Genomic DNA, 19,796 nt, shown 5'->3' with positions numbered 1-19,796 from the left:
TCGGCTCCTTACATGTTTATGTAGGGAACCGTTTTTTTATTTTAATTTCGTATGCTATGATGAAGGAAGTATGTCTAAAATTGGGGTGGAACTTATGGATAAGCTTATTATTATTGATGGGAACTCAATCGCGTTTCGTGCCTTCTATGCGTTACCGTTACTGAGCAATTCAAGTGGTTTACATACCAATGCGGTTTATGGCTTTACGACCATGCTCCTGAAATTGATTGAAGAAGAAAAGCCAACCCATTTTCTCGTTGCTTTCGACGCGGGGAAAATTACGTTTCGGCATAAAGAATATACCGAGTATAAAGGCGGTCGTGCGAAAACGCCGACAGAGCTGTCCGAACAATTTCCATTAATTAAAGAATTGCTGAAGGCTTTCAAAATCCCGCAATTCGAGCTATCCGGTTATGAAGCGGATGATATTATCGGAACGTTGACGAAAGAAGCGGATGCGAGAGGGGAGAAAGTTCTCCTCGTGTCTGGGGATAAAGATATGCTCCAACTTGCTTCTGAGCAAGTTACGGTTGCGATTACCCGCAAGGGAATCAGTGAGATGGATCGCTTCGATCCTGAAGCCATCAAAGAGAAATACGGGCTAACGCCGAATCAAATCATTGATTTGAAAGGGCTCATGGGCGATACATCCGATAATATTCCGGGTATTCCCGGCGTAGGTGAGAAGACGGCGCTCAAAATGCTGCATGACTTTGGCACTGTTGAAGAAGTGTTGGCGAACACAGCAAGTCTGAAAGGCAAAATGAAAGAGAAAGTGGAAGAGCATGCCAAGAGTGCCCTCATGAGCAAAGAGCTAGCCACCATCTTCCGTGAAGTGCCGATGGAAACAGCTTGGGATTCGTTCCGTTATGACGGCTTTGATGGACAAGCGTTGTCTGGTATGTTCCGAAAGCTTGAGTTTAAATCGCTGCTGGAGAAAATGGATTTCGGGGCTTCCAACGTGGAGGCTGAAGATCTCGTCGTCGAGAGTCTGGAAGCTGTTGCGGTGACAGAAGCCAATGTAGGTATGTTGATTGCCAAATTAGATGATCATGCGGCTATCCATGTGGAAGCTGTTGGGGAAAATCCGCATCAAGCCGTCATGGTTGGGGTTGTCTGGTTTATTGACGATGGTGCGAGCAACACCTCGTACTATGTGCCGTTTGCCCTGCTGCAAAGCGATGCTGGCAAGCCGCTGCGCGATTGGCTCAGTGATGCTTCCAAGAAGAAGCAGCTCTTCGACCTGCACCGAGCGCAGCTGGCGCTGGCTTGGCAGGGCATCCACCTCGCAGGGGTGGATTTCGACGTGCTGCTGGCCGCTTACCTCCTCGATCCGACGGAGTCGAATCTCAGCTTGAGCGGCCTGTCTGTGAAATACGGTCTGCCATCTGTGAAGGCAGACGAGGATGTGTTCGGCAAAGGCGCGAAGTTTCGCCTGCCGGAACTCGCTGCGCTTAGCGACCATGTGGGTCGCAAAGCAATGGCGATGGCGCGCATGGTTCCCGTGCTGCGCGATGAATTAGAGAAGAGTGAAATGCATCAACTCTTCTACGAGCTTGAACTGCCCCTCTCCGGCGTTCTCGCAGAGATGGAGATGCGTGGCATCGCTGTGGATGCCGAGGGGCTTAAAACGCTCGGCGTGGAGCTTGGTAAGCAGCTGGACACGATCATGTCCAGCATTTACAAGCTTGCCGGCGTCGAGTTCAACATCAACTCACCGAAGCAGCTCGGTGAGATTCTGTTCGAGAAGCTGGGGCTCCCAGCTTCGAAGAAGACCAAAACCGGCTACTCAACGGATGCCGAGGTGCTGGAACGTCTGGCGCCCTACAACGAAGTTGTCGGGCAGATCCTGCACTATCGCTCGCTAGCGAAGCTGCAATCGACGTACGTCGAGGGGCTGCTCAAAGAGGTGCGGCCTGAAACCGGTAAGGTGCATACTTATTACCGGCAGACGATTGCCGCGACGGGACGTCTCAGCAGCCAATTCCCGAATCTCCAGAACATTCCGATTCGTCTGGAGGAGGGGCGTAAGATCCGCAAGGTCTTCGTCCCATCCGAGCCTGGATGGTATATTCTCGCTGCGGATTACTCGCAGATCGAGCTGCGCGTGCTAGCGCACATCTCGCAGGATGAGAAGCTGAAGGAAGCGTTCCTTCAGAATATGGACATTCACACGAAGACAGCGATGGACGTCTTCGGCGTGGAAGAAAGCGCCGTTGACAGCAATATGCGCCGCCAAGCAAAAGCCGTTAACTTCGGTATCGTATACGGAATCAGCGATTATGGTTTGTCACAGAACTTAGATATCACCCGTCGGGAAGCCGCTCAGTTCATTGAACAATATTTCGCGGTGTTCCAAGGGGTTCGCCGATATATGGATGAAATCGTTAAGGATGCTCGCAGGGACGGATACGTAACCACTTTGCTACAGCGTCGACGTTTATTACCTGAAATTACGCATTCAAACTTTAATATACGATCATTCGCAGAGCGTACTGCGATGAATACGCCGATCCAAGGGACAGCGGCAGATATCATCAAGCTTGCCATGGTTCAAATGGCCGATCGCTTAGTGAAAGAAGGGCTGAAGAGCCGTATGCTGCTTCAAGTACACGATGAGCTTGTCTTCGAAGTGCCAGCCGATGAGCTGGAAACGATGAAGCAGCTTGTGCCTGAAGTCATGGCAGCTGCGCTGAAGCTGGACGTTCCTTTGCGTGCGGACGTTGATTTCGGTCTAACTTGGTATGATGCGAAGTAGGCTGATTCCTTGTGTGAACTGCCCCCAACACCGAGAAGGAGGTGAACACCTTGCCTGAGCTACCCGAGGTCGAAACCGTCAAACGAACTTTAAATGAGTTAATTACAGGAAAAACAATCGCTCATGTCCAGGTCAGGCTGCCTCGAATTATTCAGAAGCCGGACGATATTCAGCAGTTTGAGACGCTGCTGCAAGGACAAACCGTTGAAACGATTGAACGAAGAGGGAAGTTTCTTCGCTTCGTGCTTACGGATTATGTGATGGTTTCCCACTTGCGCATGGAAGGCCGCTATGGCTTGTATGCAGGTGATGATCCACTTGAGCCGCATACGCATGTATTGTTCCGTTTTACGGATGACAGTGAGCTGCGGTACAAGGATGTGCGGCAATTCGGCACGATGCATCTGTTCCCGAAGGGCGATGAGCTTACGCAGCCGCCGTTGGTCAAGCTAGGACTTGAGCCGCTTGATGAGGCGTTCACCCTCGAAGTATTTCGAGGGGTGATTGGCCATCGAGCTACGAAGATCAAGCCGCTGCTGCTCAATCAAGCATATATCGTGGGCATCGGGAATATTTATGTAGACGAGTCCCTCTTCTTGGCGGGCATCCACCCCGAACGGGAAGCTTCCTCGTTGAGCAAGAGCGAGCTTGGTTTGTTGCACGAGGCGATTATTCGTACCCTCCAGGATTCAGTTGAGGTAGGCGGATCGTCCATTAAATCCTATGTGAATGGACAAGGTGAAATCGGCCTTTTCCAGCACCAATTGAACATTTATGGCAGACAATCACAGCCGTGCAAAACGTGCGGGCAGGAGATTGTGAAAACCGTCGTGGGAGGCAGAGGGACACACATTTGTCTCACTTGCCAACCTTTAAAGCCCAAGCGGTCACGAAAGAAGTCTGAGAAATAGGCACGAGAAGCGTACCCTCCCCATATGATATGGAGTACTTAGCCTAGGTAACAGCCCATGAGGTCTGTTATTTGGGTAAAACGCTTAGGAGGGTTTGTATGCTTCCTGTCATATCTCTGCTCATTTTGGCATTCGCAGTTTCATTAGACGGTTTCGGTGTTGGTGTGATGTATGGGTTACGGAAAATCCGAATACCACTTATCTCTATTGGAATTATATCGCTTTGGTCTGGTATCATTATTTTTACCTCGATGCAGATCGGCGTTTTGATGTCTTCCTTCATGTCCCCTGGGATTGCGAAGCGTATTGGGGCGATCATCTTAATCGGTATTGGCGTGTGGGCTCTTATTCAAATGAGACAAGGACAGAAAAACCAAACGCAACAAGAGCAAACAGCTGCTACGGCAGATCAAGCGATGGTTAGCAGCATGCCTTATGGAGAGATTCGCAACTCTGGTTACGTGGAGCCGGTGACGTTTGATACGTTACAGCGGACCAAAGAGATTCTCAGTATTGAGCTGAAACGTTTTGGGCTAGTGATTCAAATTTTACGAACGCCTTCCATAGCGGATGTAGATAAATCAGGCAATATTTCAGCCTCTGAGGCTACGTTACTCGGCTTAGCGCTATCTTTGGATGCCTTCGGAGCGGGAATCGGTGCTGCGCTTATTGGCTTTGTGCCGTTATTAACGGCTTCAGTCATTTCAATTTCAAGCGGCTCCTTACTTGCAGTCGGCTTGCGGATTGGTTTCCGATATGCAGAAATGAACTGGATGAAGAAGCTGTCTATTCTCCCAGGCTGTGTACTTATTGTCATGGGACTTTTGAAAATGCTATAGTTCACTAACAATGAACCTTTAGGAGAGAATCGCTTATGAATATCGGCTTAACTGGAGGTATTGCTTGTGGAAAAAGTACGGTTAGCCGCATGCTCGTTAGCCGTGGCGCACTTTTAATCGACGCCGATCAGATCGCTCGTGATGTCGTCGAGCCTGGCAGCCCTGTTCTCGAACAGGTTGCTGCGCATTTTGGACAAGCTGTGATTGGACCCGATGGATCTCTGCAACGTAAGAAGCTTGGTGAAATTATCTTTGGATCGCCTGAAGCTAGAAAGCAGCTAGATGGCTTGTTGCATCCCCCTATTCGGGCAAAGATGCGTGAACAAATGACTTTGTATGAACGGGACTTCCCCACCAAGCTGGTGGTGGTCGATGTTCCTTTACTCATAGAATCGAATCTGGTCTCGATGTTTGAGGAGATCATGGTTGTTTATATTCCGCGTCACTTGCAATTGGAGCGCTTGATGCAGCGAGATGGCTTGTCAGCCGAGAATGCTCAGCTTCGACTTGATGCACAGATGTCGATTGAGGAGAAACGAAAGCTAGCCGATATCGTGATTGATAATAGCGGAACTTGGGAAGAAACCAACATGAGGGTGGAGCTGTTCTGGGTAGGGAAGGGATTGGCATGACGTTCTTTCGGAAAAAACGAATGTTTGCTCTTCTGCTTATCGCATTTGTCATGATTCTCTTCATGAATAGCGCAATTATAGGTAGAAAGCTATATCCGATCTACTTTCAGCAGGAGATTAAGCAAAGCGCGGCGAAACACAATATAGACCCGTTTCTAATTGCAGCCATTATTCGCGTCGAAACGAATTATAAATATCATTTAGAATCAAGCAAAGGGGCATTAGGGCTCATGCAGCTTATGCCTGATACCGCTGATTGGATTGTTGAATCCTCGAATTTAGGGCCTCATACACAAGAAGATTTGCTTCGAGTCGATATTAATATTTATTTAGGGTCATGGTATCTGAATTGGTTGATCAAGCATTATAATGGGAATTTGGTCTACGCCATAGCAGCGTATAATGCAGGTCAAGGTAATGTGAATAAGTGGAAAAACAATAACGTTTGGGATGGTTCCGAAGACAACATTCGTGATATTCCATTCGGTGAAACCCGTCATTATGTACAGCGCGTTCTTTATTACTATGAGAAGTATACGAAGCTTTACACGGAGCAATGGCAGGGTTCTGATGCTTAGGTTAGCTAGCTACACAAAACAAAGAAGCATTGGACTAGCTCCTAGTGGAACGTAAAGTCCAATACTTCCTGTTTTGCAGAGTCAAAAGCGTGTATTATTCAAGATTACTTGAATTGACCTGCTAGAGATTGTTCTGCGATTTGCACCAGGCGACGAGTAATGCTACCACCAATAGAGCCAGTGTCACGAGAAGTCATGTTGCCATAGTAGCCATCTTGTGGGATAGCAATACCTAGCTCCTGAGCTACCTCGTACTTCAACTGATCCAAGGCTGCATTAGCTTGTGGAACGACTAAAGTGTTGCTTGAGCTCATGTCTGTTCACCTCCTTGTCGGTTGGTAAATCTATTGTGTGCAGAACTCCAAGCTTCAAGACATGTAACATATGGTAATGATATTTCCAAGAGAGAAAGGAGATGAAAGCGAATGAAATGCCCGTTCTGTGACCATTCTGGTACGAAAGTGCTTGATTCCAGGTCTGCCAATGAGAATAAATCCATCCGTCGGCGCCGTGAATGCGAGAAATGCGCGAGAAGATTCACGACCTTTGAAATGGTAGAAGAAACACCTCTAATTGTGATTAAAAAAGATGGAAGTCGGGAAGAATTTAGTCGTGAGAAAATATTACGGGGCTTAATTCGTGCTTGTGAAAAAAGACCGGTTTCCATGGAGCGGCTAGAGATGCTCGTCTCCGAAGTCGAAATGCAGCTTCGTACGACGGCACATGCTGAAGTCGATAGCCTTAACATTGGTGAAATTGTGATGGAGCAATTGTACCCCGTCGATGAAGTGGCCTACATTCGCTTCGCCTCTGTATATAGGCAGTTCAAAGACATTAACATGTTTTTGAAGGAGTTAACGCAAATATTGGGAAAGCATGACGTCGGGCTACTCCGAGATAAATAAGTAGCGCAGCTCTAAGTAAAAGCCGCGTCGTCTCATGAATGGTTTCATGAGACGACGCGGCTTTACTTATTTTTTAGCTAATTCATATGAATAGTTGTTGTGACTACCAAATTGTTCGTTGTTGAGGTGGAGGGGGCCTATTCTAGTATTTGTTATATGTTATGTTAGAAACAGCTAGTTTGCTTGGGGAAATCAGAGGTGACACGAATTGATCTGTTTTTTTTCGAAATGTGACAAAAAATAAATAAAAGACAGCGGCAAGTGCGCTGTCTTTTGTTGTTTCAAAAGAGAAAAGTCAATTACGACGCGCCCTCATGAGCTTTTGAAAAAAAAAAATTCTGTTGACATCAACCGACTGTATTTTTGAGAGCGATAAGGCATAATTCGATTATTGAGTGCGTTTGTCCAGTTCACTTCGAAGAAAGTGAATAAATCGGATGGCTTCATCAGAGGTTAATAGGTTGCCGCTAAATGAAAAGGAGAACATGTCCAAAATATCATCATCAGGTAGATGCAAGTTATCGATTAAATGCTTTACGTCTAAGCTCATATTGCCGTCAATTACCATTTTATTATTGATGTTGATTCCTCCTTTGTAGAACTGCCATTATCGGATGGAGGCGGTAGCTGGCTGACATATTGGACAGTAGACATAATTGCCAATTTAGTCCCTTTAGCTTTGCGTCACCACTTTTCAGCGGTTTTGCCCTTATCATACCGATAACGTCTTATATGAAAACTATATCACAGGTTAGGTTTAACGTGCTATTAATTACATTAATTCGAAGGATGGTTGAAGAATATGTCCGTCAATAGCCCAAAATCCAGTAAAATTATTCATGAATTGGATATTGTTAAGGTAGCGGAGGCGCTTGGTCTAGATCAAGCACGTTTACTCGCTTATGTCTATGATCGATTAGAAGCTATTCACGCCTATGTGCTAGATGAGCCAGCAGCTGCTTCGGATCCTTCTTAACCGTAAATAAAAAAGCACCGCAACAAGAAAGTTGCAGTGCCTGAATGCATGGAATTAAACCATGATTTTACAAATATCGTTCGTGAATTCAACTGGATCTTGCAGCGGCAGACCTTCGATAAGAAGAGCTTGATTGTACAATAGCGCTGTGTACAGGTTCAATTTCTCTTTATCCTTCTCAAAAGCATCCTTCAAGGAAGCGAACACGTCATGATTAACGTTGATCTCTAATACTTTCTCTGCCTTAACGTTCGGGTTGTTCGGCATTGCGTTCAAGATTTTTTCCATTTCGATGGTGACATCGCCATCTGTGGATAAGCATACTGGATGCTTTCTCAGGCGTTTGGAAGCTTTTACGCTTGTTACTTTGCCAGCCAATAAGCCATTCATGTAGTCGAATAGATCTTGATTTTCTTTTTTATCAGACTCAGAATCGTTTTGGTTATCTTCTACATCAATACCAAGATCCCCGCTTGACACCGATCTGAATTCCTTCTCTTTGTAGGTCATAATCATTTTGATTGCGAACTCATCAATATCATCTGTGAAGTATAGAATTTCGTACCCTTTATCGGTCACAAGCTCCGTTTGCGGAAGCTTATCGATTCTTTCCATCGACTCACCGGAAGCATAGTAAATGTACTTCTGATCTTCTGGCATTCTCGCTACATACTCGTCCAACGTGACAAGTTTTTTCTCCTTGGAGGAGGAGAACATCAATAGATCTTGTAGAAGCTCTTTATGCGTGCCGTAGTCGCTGTAAACACCGAATTTAAGCTGTCTGCCGAAGGACTTGTAGAATTGCTCGTATTTCTCTCTCTCGTCCTTCAGGAGGCTTTGCAGCTGTCCTTTGATTTTGCTGGAGATATTTTTTGCGATTAATTTGAGCTGACGATCGTGCTGCAGCATCTCACGTGAGATATTTAGCGATAAGCTTTCGGAATCGACCATACCCTTAACGAAGCTGAAATAGTCAGGAAGCAGGTCCGCACATTTATTCATAATGAGAACGCCGTTCGCGTAGAGCTCAAGGCCTTTCTCGTATTCTTTGGAATAGTAGTCATAAGGCATGTTTTCAGGGATAAAGAGGATCGCTTGGTAGACTACCGCGCCATCCGCACTCACATGAATATGCTTAAGCGGCTTGTCGAAACCGTAGTGTTTCTCATGGTAGAACTTCTCATAATCCTCAGGTGTAAGCTCGCTTTTGTTTTTTCTCCAGATCGGCACCATGCTGTTCACATGTTGCTCTTCTTGATAGTCCTCGAACTCGCTCTCACTGCCTTCTTTCAGACGCTTACCTGTAATATCCATTTTAATTGGGTAACGGATGAAATCGGAATATTTCTTAATAATTGCTTTCAGGCGATACTCGTCCAGATATTCGTCGTAGTTGTCATCTTCGGTATTCGCTTTGATTGATAGGACAATCTCCGTACCAATCGAATCCTTCTCTGCTGGGGCAATCGTGTACCCGTCTGCGCCATCGGATTCCCATTTGTAAGCTGTATCGCTGCCAAGAGCTTTACTTGTTACTGCGATGTGGTCAGCGACCATGAACGCGGAATAGAAGCCTACCCCGAATTGGCCAATAATGTTGTGGCCGTCTTTGGCTTCGTTCTCTTTCTTGAAAGCAAGAGATCCGCTCTTCGCGATAATCCCCAAGTTGTTCTCAAGATCTTCTTTCGTCATCCCGATACCCGTATCACGAATCGTTAAGATGCGATTTTCTTTATCGGCCGTAATTTTGATGAAGTAGCTATCTTTGTCAAAAACGAGCGAGTCGTCCGTAAGTGCCTTGTAGTAAATTTTGTCAATCGCATCGCTGGAATTGGAGATAAGCTCTCTTAGAAAGATTTCACGTTGTGTGTAAATCGAATTGATCATCATTTCCAAAAGACGCTTGGATTCGGCTTGAAACTGTTTCTTTTCCACGGATAGATCTCCTTTCGATATGTAACAGGTTTATATAATTAGCACTCGCACACTGTGAGTGCTATATACTAACTTTATAACATCCCTGAAATTTAATGTCAATTGGCATGGAGAGAATTTATGTGATGTTGCGGGGAGTTATCATTTGTGATGGCGTTAGAAGCCACGTTGTACGGATGAAAAGTTGTGATAATGGATGGCGCATGGGGGGCGGGGGTAATCGAAGTAATCTGAAACGACTAATCAACATCCGTAGCAGTGTGATACATAGGTCAGGGCGATTCGCCACATCGTCATATGAAAATGAAATCACCTGATAGCCCATTGCAGCTAAAAAGGTTTCACGGTTTAACTCATTACAGTATTTTTGTCTGTCCATATCCCGCACTTGCGAGCCGTATCCTTTAATCTCGATGATCAATTTCATAAATTTCGTGAGCCAGGCGAAATCGCAGAAATACGAACGTCCACGCCAATCCAATACTTCGAATTCTGGGTGCAACTCATCGAAATTTCCTCGGAGCTCCCACCAGACTTGGTGACAAAATAGTCTTTCCGCCTCCCGATGTCCTCGCTCCAAGCGGCCTCTGCGTTCTCCGGTTCTCTGGTTTAGATGGCTTTGCATCCATAAAGCATGCATGTGCTCGAAATTCATGTGTTATTCTCCTCCTTAAAATGAGAAAAACGTCCCTGTGCCATTCATAAAAAATGGACAGGGACGTTCTTCGTCTCTTACCAATAAGTATAAAGGAAATCCCCTAATTTCACGAGGGAACACTTTCGATAATTCTCCACTTTTTATGTTAGAATGTGACATATCGGAGGGATATCACATGGATATTAGACGAATATTAGGTCTTCCTGAGTTGTTAGATGTCAAAAAAGTCGTATGCGTTCAACCTCACCCTGATGATAACGAAGTTGGTGCTGCTGGAACTTTATATGAACTTGCGCAGCGCGGTTGTGAAATCGTTTACATTACAATAACGGATGGAAGTGGCAGTGGTTCAACTGGCGAGGTGGAGCCAGAAGCGATCGCAGCGATTCGCCGTTCAGAGCGGTTGGCCGCTGGGGACATTGTAGGTGTGTCCAAGCATATTGCGCTTGATTACCCGGACATGGGTAGTTATACCGAAGAAGAACTGCTAGCCAAGTTGATTCCGATTATTCGCGAAGAGAAGCCGGACTTGCTGATGACCGTAGATCCATGGATGCCGTACGAAGCCCATCCGGATCATATCAAAACAGGGAAAGCCGTCGCTTCGGCAATGCTCTTCTCGTCAAATGAAATCCTGTTCCCTGGATCCAAGCCGCATGATGTCCCGCAAATCGCGTTCTATGCGACGTCGCATCCGAACACCTTCATTGATGTTTCGGCCCATTGGGAAACGAAAATAGCGTCCATATTGGCCCATAAGAGTCAATTTGATAACGTTAATTGGCCCTTGGTTAAGGGGTATTTTGACTATCAAGCCGTGCAATTGTACAGCAAGTTGAAGCAAGATCCAGAAGCCAAAGGTTATGCGGAAGCTTTTAAATTACTTACGTCCCATCAGCTGCACTTTTTCCCATCCGCACTATACAGCTAACCTGCACCTATTATTGAGGAGGCAAGTCCAATGGTTTCTCTATCTAAGAAACTCGCTTACAGCTCGAATCAAATCGGACTTAGCGTCTTGTGGCAAGCGTTTAGTGCCATTGCTGTGTTTTATTATGTTACGGTGTTGAATGTTTCCGGCACATCAATTTCCATCGGAATGATCATTTACGGTTTCTTGAATGCCCTATTTAATTTGGTTGCTGGTTATGTGAGTGACCGTACGAAAACACGCTTTGGCAGACGGATTCCGTATATTCTGTTCGGAAGTTTGCCGTTTGGTGTGCTTTTTTTCTTCCTCTTTAATCCGCCTGCGGGCAGCACGACGATGCTGTTAATTTACTTTTTCACGTTAACGTTCTTCTTCGATTTGATCTACTCGTTCATTGGACTAAACACAGGTGCGTTATTTCCGGAAATGTATCAAACCAAGAAGGATCGTTATCAAGTGTCGGCGTTCCAGCAAATGTTCAGCATCATCGGGATGATCATCGGTATCGCGCTTGCCAAATCGTTAGGACTCTCTTTAGGTTGGGGCCTTATGGCAGGGATATTTGCGATCATTGCGGTCATTTCCTTGTATGTGTCCCTGTACGGTTCCTTCGAGAATCCGGCTGGGAGTAAGTCAGAACCCCTTCATTCCAAGGAAGCAACGGTTAAAACGTTCAAAAATAAGCTGTTCAATTCCTACGTCGTAGCGAATTTATTGATTCAATTGACGACGACGATGTTCGTGTCGTTAACGGCTTTTTACACGAAATACGTGGTTGTATTAAATGGAACTCAAAATTCGATTTTCTTAGGCGCCGTGTTTATCGTGGCCATCCCGATGTCATTCATTTGGGCAAAAAGCGGCGTGCGTCTATCGACGGTTCGGGTCGCGATGATATCTTCCGTGTTATACGCAATCATCTCGCTCGGCTTCCTTTTTGCCGATTCGGCCGTCATGGTGATTATTATTGGTGCCCTATTGGGTATTCCGGTCTCAGGCTTCATGCTGTCCTTGCATGTTCTACTTTCCGATGTTGTTGATTTCGATGCACAGCAAACAGGTCGTCGACGTGAAGGGATGTATTATGGCGTGAATGGCTTTATTATTCGTATCGGGATGTCCATTCAGTATGGCATTATGGGTATTTTCTTTGCGACGAGCGGCTTTGATGCGGATAAAGAAGTTCAGGTCACCAGCGCGTTACATGGCTTCCGATTCCTCATTGGGGGATTGCCAGTTCTGATTCTGCTCATCGCCTACATTTGCCTGAAAAAATATCAGTCCTCCGAGAAGAAGCTTAGAGGCGCGAACAGTTAAGAGGGAACCCAAAAAGTTATGCAGCATGTACGGTGACTGGAGGATTCTTACAGTGTTCCCATTCTATCGTACGTTAACGCGCTGGTTCCAGGTTTCCATGGACAATGGTTGGCCTGCCGCGGCGATGCTCATGCGGCGAGTGAGCATCCATTTGTGGTGGGGTAGTAAGGGTTGGTGCTAGACGTCGTGCTAGTGACTCGTTGTAAAGAAAGATTGGCCATGAAAGTGGCCAAAACGAGAGAAGCCTCCCGTAATGGGAGGCTCATTTGCATTCTAGGGCAGGCTAGATTCCTCTAGGGTGGTGCACGAATGCTCGAAGCAGCGCAATTCAACGAATAGCTGTAAAATATACGGTTAAATCTAGCGATTTTCCTCCTTTTCGCCGATTACCTGTAAAATATACAGTTAATTCAACTGGTTTGATCCCTGTGGTGTGGGATGGGTGAAATTAACTGTAGGAAATACAGCTATTGCCCACGATCAGCTGATTTCGGAGAAATTAACGACAGAAAATCCATTTATTTCAAAAGTGAGTCTAATTAGTTGGTGTTTATGCAAACTTGAGAGTCCGAACCACATATTGCACTCAACTCATCAAGTAGATCGCGCGCCAATAGCTAGAACTTCCCCTATCGCCCCGAAGCATCACGAATATCCGTGCTCTCCAGAATGGCTTTCGGATATCCAGCTCGTGCGACTGAGATCATGGCACGGCCAATCTGCTCGGAGTCAATGACGGCATTCGGGAACCATTTCTGTAATAGAGGGAAAATCGGACTCAAGATGACAATGAAGGTCTGGTATAGCTTGGTTTTGGATTTGACGCCATTCTTCGGCAGTATAGCGCCAGGTCGGAACATAAAGGCTGACTTGAAAGGCAGCTTGAGGAGCGCATTTTCCGTTTTGCCTTTTACACGTGCCCACATGCTGCTGCCTTTCTCCGTGCTATCCGTACTGGCACCTGTCACATAGACGAAGGTCATCTTGGGCTGGATGTTGACTAACGTGGTGGCAATGTTCATGGTCAGATCGTAAGTGATCGCATGGTACTTCTCCTCGCTCATACCTACTGATGAAACGCCGAGGCAGAAGAAACAAGCATCGATGCTAGAAAGCTCATCCGTTAATGCAGATAGATCGGTGATATCCTTGAGGACATGCTCATGGAATTTCTGATGAGATTGAGTGGAAGCCGTCCGGCCAATAGAAAGTACTTGGTTAACCTGAGAATCGAGCAAACATTCACGCAATACGCTTTGTCCGACCATTCCCGTTGCTCCAAAGATGAGAACGTTCATAGATAGAGTACCACCTTTCGTAAATAAATGAAGAGAGCAAGACTCAATTTAAGCTTTTCCTGATATTTGAAAAATACCCGCAATCGTCAATGAAGTGGCACGCGTGCACTTGTCTGTCTATGGCCTCCCCTCATAGGCGGTGAAGCTTGCGATAGGAGGAAGGCGTTACATGCATACGTTTTTTGAATACACGGCTCAAATAAAATTCATTCTCAAAGCCGCACTGACCAGCGATCTGCTGCAAGGTCATATCGCTATCCAGCAATAGCTGCTGTACCTTCTGCAGACGTAACGTTACTAAGTAATCGATCGGCAGCATGCCGGTCGATTTTTTGAATCTGCGGGTAAACTGTACCTGTGTCAAACCAAGTTCCATGGCAATGTCTTTCATGATGCAAGTGGATGACGCTAATTCATGCATTCTCTGAGTAGCCTCATGAATTAGGGCATCCTTATTGTTCGTAATACCTGTTGTCCAAGGAGATGCCGACTCTGGGCTTGCCGAATAAGCCTCTTCCACAACCAGCATCCATAGGTCTGTGAGTACATGTTGACGTAGGGAGGAGGCAACGAGTCCCTCATGACGGAACCATTTTTTCAAGTAGGCATAATTAGATGACAGTCGATTGAGATCTTGGATAGAGATTTTCCCTGAAGGGATATGGGTTTCTACAGCCAGTGGATGCCCTGTTACATCGACCCATTGCAGCAACATGACGTGAAAGGATAAAGGCTGAATGACTGCTCTTCGAAAAATAACCCCCGGTGGACATAGCACCAAATCTCCGAAAACAGCTGTCCCTTCGTGTTCTTGAATCTGGTAGGAGAAACTCCCATTTTCTACAGCAAACAGCACCCAAAATTCATTCGAATCTTCGTGAAGTTGAAAGGCCGATTTCTCCCTCCAATACATGTGACTGAGCAATTTTGGCTGTGTCTGATCTGCATCTTGCAGTTGCATCATGCGTACCTATCCTCTCTCATTCCGAATCAACTTTGGCATGAAATATCTAATTTCATCATAGTGGATTAGCCTGGCAGAAGAAAGTCTAGTATTGAAATATTGTATAAGTTTAAGTTAAAAGCGTGCATGGTTTAAAGCGCTGCTTATCCTATAAAATAAGGGATAAGAACAGATTTCATGGAGGTTATCCAATGAGAGAAGAATGGGTAAAAAAAGATATCACGGTCATCGGTGGCGGACTTTCAGGCGTGTGTGCTGCCATAGCTGCTGCGAGATTAGGTCAGACGGTGGCACTGATTCAAAATCGACCCGTACTCGGGGGGAATTCGTCAAGTGAGGTCCGTGTGTGGGTTTGCGGAGCAACTGCGCATGGCATTAATCGGTACGCCCGTGAAACTGGCATTATGGGTGAGTTGTTTGTAGAGAATCAGTTCCAGAATCCAGACGGGAATCCGTATCTATGGGATCTTATCGTCCTGGAAGCTGTACGTGCTGAAGCGAATATTCAACTTTACCTTAACACAGACGTACATGAGGTCGAAGCGGATGGGGATGAAGACAATCGAGTGATTCGCTCTGTTACGGGGTGGATGATGGGTTCGGAGAGGCGCATTCGTTTCGAGAGTGAAGTGTTTCTAGATTGTACAGGGGATGGCCTAATTGGATTCTTGGCGGGGGCTAAGTTTCGTATCGGCCGGGAGGCAAGAGAAGAGTTTCAGGAGGAGTGGGCGCCTGAGATCGCAGATGACATTACACTCGGGAGTACGATTTTATTTTATACCAAAGACGTGGGTCACCCTGTTAAGTACCATCCGCCGAGCTTTGCCAAAGATATTACTACGACCTCCATTCCGATCAAACGTGTGATTCGAAGCGGCGATTCGGGCTGTCATTATTGGTGGATTGAGTGGGGCGGCGAGCTGGATACTGTGCATGAGAACGAGCGCATTCGGGATGAATTATGGTCGGTTATTTATGGAATATGGGATTATATCAAAAATTCAGGTCAATTTGATTCAGCGAATATGACGCTTGAGTGGGTGGGGGCTTTACCTGGCAAAAGAGAATACCGCCGTTTCATCGGGGACTATATGCTGAACCAGAATGACATTCTGGCTCAGACGAGGTTCGAGGACACCGTCGCCTTCGGCGGTTGGTCCATCGATTTGCATCCACCGCAGGGGATGTATTCAACGGAGAGCGGTTCGAAGCATTTGCATGCGGATGGCATTTATCATATACCGTTTCGGAGCTTGTACTCCGTTAATGTGTCCAATATGCTGATGGCGGGACGAAATATAAGCGCATCTCATGTTGCCTTCGGCACGACGCGAGTTATGGCGACCTGCGCGGTTATTGGGGAGGCCGCAGGAACCGGTGCGTCGCTATGCGTTCAGAAGCATGTGACACCGCGTGAGCTGGTTCAGAAGCATGGTAAGGAGCTCCAGCAGGTGCTGCTAAAGCAGGATGCCTCCTTAATTGGCATTCGCAATGAAGATGAACTGGATCTTGGGCGACTGGCGAGGTTGAAGGCGTCCTCTACGTTAACACGGCTGAGTGTGTCGCATGCTGTGGAGCCTAGGCGATTGAGCAACGCTGTCGCCGTATTGTTCCCCGTCGCACCGCAGCTGAATGGATTTGAGCTGCTTGTTGATGTGAGCAAAGCGACGACTATACAGGTAGAACTGTGGGACACAGGCAGAGCGGAGAACTATGTGCCGAAGGGGCGGATCATGCAGACGGAGACTGCAGTACAAGCTGGGGAACAGCAGTGGATCAGCTTTCCTCTGCGTTGGCAGCCTGATGAGACGCAGAACGCTTTTGTCATTATCAAAGCGAATGATCACGTAGTTGTGTACCATTCTGATCAACAGCACACCGGAGCGATTGCTTTTGTACGAGGCGCGAAGCCAATTGTGGATCCGAAGTTGGAGAATCATCAGCCTGATCAGCCAGTCGTTCAGTGGAGTATGAAAAATGGTGTGGATCGCAAGCCAATCTGCTTCCGACTCCCTTCAGAGACGAGCGCGTTCTCAGCGGATAAGGTGACTAATGGGTATTTGCGTCCTTATGGCGCGCCACATCAATGGATGTCGGAGCCAATGGTGCCAACGAAAGAGGAGTGGCTGGAGCTTAGTTGGGACGAAGCCCAAATTCTGAGATATCTACAAGTAACCTTTAATGATAACGTGCACGAGGATTTAATTAATCTTCACGCATTCAGGACGAGTGAGGAAGTCAGACCTGAGTTGGTGAAGGACTACCGCTTGGAGGCTTGGGTCGATGGCGATTGGGCGATACTGCAGCGTGTAACGAACAACCGCAAACGTACAAGGAGGTTGCAGTTGGAGGCAGCCATTAAGACCGATCGGTTGCGACTTGTCGTGGAGGCGACGAACGGCTGCCCGTGTGCTGAGGTGGTTGAGGTACGGGTTTATGGGTAGGGAAAGCATTTTACGATGAGCGTGTTTAATCATTTGAGGTTAGAGCAGATTTGCTCTTCCGCTTCACAACATGTATAAGGATCACAATAGTAATAGGAAATAGATAACCGATGGTTCCCAATAATGGATGTATAAAGGATACTAAGTTGCCCCAGAAAGCTTCACCTTTCACATGTGTAGTAAAAGATAACAAACAGCAAATCAATGTTAAAGGTAAAATGAGTAAGCGACTATTTTGCAAATTAAACAAGTGGGTAAAGGTCAAATTTAAGGCGAATATAACGATTGTGGCTTTCATATAGGAAGCTACAATTAATGAAATACCGATGAGTGATTCAATACGTTGAAATAATTCGTAAAATTCAATGGTTCGAGCTAACTGAAACATCGAATACTTGCGATCGCCAGCGATAGGTCCATATGTCATAATTGTGCATAGTGTGACAGTAATCAAGCTTAAAGCGTTGATAGAAAGAGCTAGAAATAAACCACGTTTCAGTGGTTTATTTTGGTTTATGGAGACAAAGGGAAGAATCATGCTGAAAAGAAAGATTTCAACATACGGAAACCCGTATGAAAAATAACTTCCTAGCAAGATAGGTTTAACGCCAAAAGGAATGACAGGCAACAGGTAAGATGGATGATAATTGAAACTTGCCAATGCTAATATGAGAATTACATAAACCATGACCATTGCTGTAAGTAAAACAAACATGCGTGCCATGACGTCAATTCCCATTCTTACAGTCACATAAATCAGTGAAAATATGAGAGAGTTAAACACATAGATAGGTGTCTCTCGCATTAAAGTTGTGGTCATGAATAAGCCAATATCAATGACTATACCTGTCGCCATGTGGAACTGAAAAGAAATGAAGGGGATAGCGAGTAGAATCGTCATCCATGTACCAACGGTTTTCTTGCTATATTCAATAAAGGTCAAGTCAGGATATTTTCCGTGCATATACAAGATACAACCAAGAAAACTAAGACTTAATAGATAGGAGAGGATAAGCGATAGCCAGGCTCCGTTGTTGGCGAAGCTAATTAAGGGTTGTGGAATATTGATGATCGAAGAGCCTGTTAAGTAGATGAAAAATAAGACGGACATTTGGCCCGAACTAATTTCTTCTCCAATTCTCATTGTGTAGCCCCCACCTTTCCCTAGACTTTCTGTTGCTATTGAGGGGTGACATGTAAGAACTCAACGATTAGACGGGCAGGTGTTCCAAGCAAGAAATCAGCTGCATCAAAGAGGATCGGCCAACGTAATTCAAAAACGAAAATACTGCTAAGATAGATCGATACCAAAACTAAGAAGGCATAAATAAATTTGGCGCGGGGTTTTTCATTCTTTAAGTTGACCATATCGAATAACAGTAACGGGACACAAATGATTAATAGAATTACTAGCTTTAGGATCATAGGTAATCTTGTCCTCTCGTTGACGTATGCAGTTACTTATTTAGTTAGAGGCTTACCACCGCTCATTCCTGAGTTAGTAACCGTCACATCAACTTGAATGTGAAATTGAACGTCTGCAAATCGATCTCCCCAATCCTCTTTCCATGCCAGCCATAAACGGGGATTTTTGGCATAGATCATGTTGCCAATGCCAATGGCATCTAGTCTTTTGGATTGTAAATGATGAATAAATGTAAGTATCTCTTTCTTGATTTGGTTTTCTAAATTGGTTTTGTAAACTTGTTCTTCTTTATCTGTGTTTATGGCAGTACAACTTAACTCCCCAGCTGCCCCGATCAACTTTGCCTTGATATTCACGGTCACCGCATTATTCTTAAGTGAGGTGGTGACCTTCGTACTCCCATGGGAAACCTCAAATGATTCCTGTAGTGAGTGGCTGTTGTCACCATTATGCCCATCGCAAGACGTAACGATAATACTGCCATGAAATTGATGAGTAAGCAAAAGAAAGGCTTTTAATTCGGTTGGTGGAATAATTTCGGCTATCTTTTGCTTGTTGATTAGAACGACTCCAGCAATATTAGGAACATTCCCACGTTTTTTATCCAAATATAAGTAAGGAATCTCCGCAACGCCTGTTTCGCTTTTCATTTGAATCATAACTTTCAGGATATTCTGATTCATTGACTTAGCGGCAAATCGCGAGGAGCCTTCATTCATAGATCGCAATTGTTGCCCCAACGTATATTCAATAAACGGCTCTATATTCAAATACTCTCCTGCATTCCCTTGTGTAACTAAGAGTAAATTGGTAGGTCTTGGTTCATGATCTCGCCTAAAAAAGTCAAGAATAGTGCCTAATTCATGTGTCTTAAGAACCTCATCACTAACCAGAATGGCACGCATGTGATCCCATTTGGCTTTTCGACCTAGATGAATGGTGATATCCCGAATAGCATCAAAAACATTTTCGCCCTCCGTCTTAATCGTGAACGAGGATTTCGTACCTGTTCCTTTTGACAGTGCACTGCTGCCGCTTGGCTTATAGAAAAGTGTGGTTAATTTGATATTGCCTTTGTCGGATAGATCCACAGAAACAGCTTGTACAAAGGCATATTCGACCAGTTCGGCTTTGTTCCAACAGCCTGTTAAAGAAAATAATAACAGTCCAGATAATGTCGTCACCATTAACCATCTCATGTTGTATTTCCTTCTTTCTCTGTCA

19 protein-coding genes and 1 riboswitch are annotated in these 19,796 nt (G+C 45.5%); of the genes, 10 read left to right on the top strand and 9 right to left on the bottom strand.

What is annotated here, in order from left to right; genetic code table 11:
* Nucleotides 1–94: 94 nt before the first annotated feature.
* The 5 genes from polA (at nucleotide 95) to ACSQ8P_RS25645 (ending at nucleotide 5,718) form a co-directional block, all read left to right on the top strand.
* The gene (polA, locus tag ACSQ8P_RS25665; protein WP_436237779.1) at nucleotides 95–2,758 is read left to right on the top strand and encodes a DNA polymerase I; all 2,664 of its coding nucleotides are present in this window, start codon (nucleotides 95–97) and stop codon (nucleotides 2,756–2,758) included.
* 50 nt (nucleotides 2,759–2,808) lie between these two features.
* Entirely contained in the window at nucleotides 2,809–3,669 is an 861-nt protein-coding gene (gene mutM, locus ACSQ8P_RS25660) for a DNA-formamidopyrimidine glycosylase (protein WP_436237778.1), read from the top strand.
* Between the two features lie 98 nt (nucleotides 3,670–3,767).
* The gene (locus ACSQ8P_RS25655; RefSeq protein ID WP_436237777.1) at nucleotides 3,768–4,508 is read left to right on the top strand and encodes an MntP/YtaF family protein; all 741 of its coding nucleotides are present in this window, start codon (nucleotides 3,768–3,770) and stop codon (nucleotides 4,506–4,508) included.
* 35 nt (nucleotides 4,509–4,543) lie between these two features.
* Nucleotides 4,544–5,140, top strand: a complete 597-nt coding sequence (gene coaE / locus ACSQ8P_RS25650; protein WP_236285898.1) for a dephospho-CoA kinase — start codon at nucleotides 4,544–4,546, stop codon at nucleotides 5,138–5,140.
* Nucleotides 5,137–5,718, top strand: a complete 582-nt coding sequence (locus ACSQ8P_RS25645; RefSeq protein WP_436237776.1) for a lytic transglycosylase domain-containing protein — start codon at nucleotides 5,137–5,139, stop codon at nucleotides 5,716–5,718. Before coaE ends, ACSQ8P_RS25645 begins: the two co-directional genes overlap by 4 nt.
* 104 nt (nucleotides 5,719–5,822) lie before the next feature.
* Here ACSQ8P_RS25645 and ACSQ8P_RS25640 read toward each other — a convergent pair whose 3' ends face one another.
* The gene (locus ACSQ8P_RS25640; protein ID WP_065855582.1) at nucleotides 5,823–6,032 is read right to left on the bottom strand and encodes an alpha/beta-type small acid-soluble spore protein; all 210 of its coding nucleotides are present in this window, start codon (nucleotides 6,030–6,032) and stop codon (nucleotides 5,823–5,825) included.
* A gap of 111 nt (nucleotides 6,033–6,143) precedes the next feature.
* Between ACSQ8P_RS25640 and nrdR the strand changes: the two genes are divergently transcribed.
* Nucleotides 6,144–6,623 (top strand): transcriptional regulator NrdR, encoded by a 480-nt coding sequence (nrdR, locus tag ACSQ8P_RS25635; protein ID WP_436237775.1) that lies wholly within the window; start codon nucleotides 6,144–6,146, stop codon nucleotides 6,621–6,623.
* Between the two features lie 388 nt (nucleotides 6,624–7,011).
* On the opposite strand, the gene ACSQ8P_RS25630 is transcribed toward nrdR, so the two are convergent.
* Nucleotides 7,012–7,173: a hypothetical protein gene (locus ACSQ8P_RS25630; protein WP_436237774.1), complete on the bottom strand. Its 162-nt coding sequence runs from the start codon at nucleotides 7,171–7,173 to the stop codon at nucleotides 7,012–7,014.
* 69 nt (nucleotides 7,174–7,242) lie between these two features.
* A riboswitch (cyclic di-GMP riboswitch) is annotated at nucleotides 7,243–7,341 on the bottom strand.
* A gap of 84 nt (nucleotides 7,342–7,425) precedes the next feature.
* On the opposite strand from ACSQ8P_RS25630, the gene ACSQ8P_RS25625 reads away from it, so the two are divergent.
* The gene (locus ACSQ8P_RS25625; protein ID WP_436237773.1) at nucleotides 7,426–7,599 is read left to right on the top strand and encodes a hypothetical protein; all 174 of its coding nucleotides are present in this window, start codon (nucleotides 7,426–7,428) and stop codon (nucleotides 7,597–7,599) included.
* Between the two features lie 54 nt (nucleotides 7,600–7,653).
* On the opposite strand, the gene htpG is transcribed toward ACSQ8P_RS25625, so the two are convergent.
* On the bottom strand, nucleotides 7,654–9,534 hold the full coding sequence (gene htpG / locus ACSQ8P_RS25620; RefSeq protein ID WP_436237772.1) for a molecular chaperone HtpG: 1,881 nt from the start codon (nucleotides 9,532–9,534) through the stop codon (nucleotides 7,654–7,656).
* Nucleotides 9,535–9,652: 118 nt separating this feature from the next.
* A complete protein-coding gene (locus tag ACSQ8P_RS25615; RefSeq protein ID WP_436237771.1) occupies nucleotides 9,653–10,189 on the bottom strand; it encodes a DUF559 domain-containing protein in 537 nt (178 codons plus the stop codon).
* A gap of 178 nt (nucleotides 10,190–10,367) precedes the next feature.
* On the opposite strand from ACSQ8P_RS25615, the gene ACSQ8P_RS25610 reads away from it, so the two are divergent.
* Both ACSQ8P_RS25610 and ACSQ8P_RS25605 read left to right on the top strand, forming a co-directional pair.
* Nucleotides 10,368–11,123 (top strand): PIG-L deacetylase family protein, encoded by a 756-nt coding sequence (locus ACSQ8P_RS25610; protein WP_436237770.1) that lies wholly within the window; start codon nucleotides 10,368–10,370, stop codon nucleotides 11,121–11,123.
* A gap of 30 nt (nucleotides 11,124–11,153) precedes the next feature.
* Nucleotides 11,154–12,440 (top strand): MFS transporter, encoded by a 1,287-nt coding sequence (locus ACSQ8P_RS25605; protein WP_436237769.1) that lies wholly within the window; start codon nucleotides 11,154–11,156, stop codon nucleotides 12,438–12,440.
* A 629-nt stretch (nucleotides 12,441–13,069) separates the two neighbouring features.
* On the opposite strand, the gene ACSQ8P_RS25600 is transcribed toward ACSQ8P_RS25605, so the two are convergent.
* Complete coding sequence (locus ACSQ8P_RS25600; protein WP_436237768.1) at nucleotides 13,070–13,738, bottom strand: NAD-dependent epimerase/dehydratase family protein; 669 nt, start codon at nucleotides 13,736–13,738, stop codon at nucleotides 13,070–13,072.
* Nucleotides 13,739–13,868: 130 nt separating this feature from the next.
* Entirely contained in the window at nucleotides 13,869–14,702 is an 834-nt protein-coding gene (locus ACSQ8P_RS25595; protein ID WP_436237767.1) for a helix-turn-helix domain-containing protein, read from the bottom strand.
* A 191-nt stretch (nucleotides 14,703–14,893) separates the two neighbouring features.
* Between ACSQ8P_RS25595 and ACSQ8P_RS25590 the strand changes: the two genes are divergently transcribed.
* On the top strand, nucleotides 14,894–17,146 hold the full coding sequence (locus ACSQ8P_RS25590; protein ID WP_436237766.1) for an FAD-dependent oxidoreductase: 2,253 nt from the start codon (nucleotides 14,894–14,896) through the stop codon (nucleotides 17,144–17,146).
* Nucleotides 17,147–17,171: 25 nt separating this feature from the next.
* Here ACSQ8P_RS25590 and ACSQ8P_RS25585 read toward each other — a convergent pair whose 3' ends face one another.
* From ACSQ8P_RS25585 to ACSQ8P_RS25575, 3 genes are read right to left on the bottom strand one after another with little or no spacing between them, the layout of a single operon-like run.
* On the bottom strand, nucleotides 17,172–18,290 hold the full coding sequence (locus tag ACSQ8P_RS25585; protein ID WP_436237765.1) for a GerAB/ArcD/ProY family transporter: 1,119 nt from the start codon (nucleotides 18,288–18,290) through the stop codon (nucleotides 17,172–17,174).
* Nucleotides 18,291–18,325: 35 nt separating this feature from the next.
* Complete coding sequence (locus tag ACSQ8P_RS25580) at nucleotides 18,326–18,571, bottom strand: hypothetical protein (RefSeq protein WP_436237764.1); 246 nt, start codon at nucleotides 18,569–18,571, stop codon at nucleotides 18,326–18,328.
* Nucleotides 18,572–18,607: 36 nt separating this feature from the next.
* Nucleotides 18,608–19,771 (bottom strand): Ger(x)C family spore germination protein, encoded by a 1,164-nt coding sequence (locus tag ACSQ8P_RS25575; RefSeq protein WP_436237763.1) that lies wholly within the window; start codon nucleotides 19,769–19,771, stop codon nucleotides 18,608–18,610.
* Between the last annotated feature and the right edge of the window lie 25 nt (nucleotides 19,772–19,796).

It is taken from the genome of Paenibacillus sp. LjRoot153 (assembly GCF_964253085.1).
In the GTDB taxonomy this organism is placed as follows: domain Bacteria; phylum Bacillota; class Bacilli; order Paenibacillales; family NBRC-103111; genus Paenibacillus_E.
This window is presented reverse-complemented; position numbering and strand designations above follow the sequence as displayed.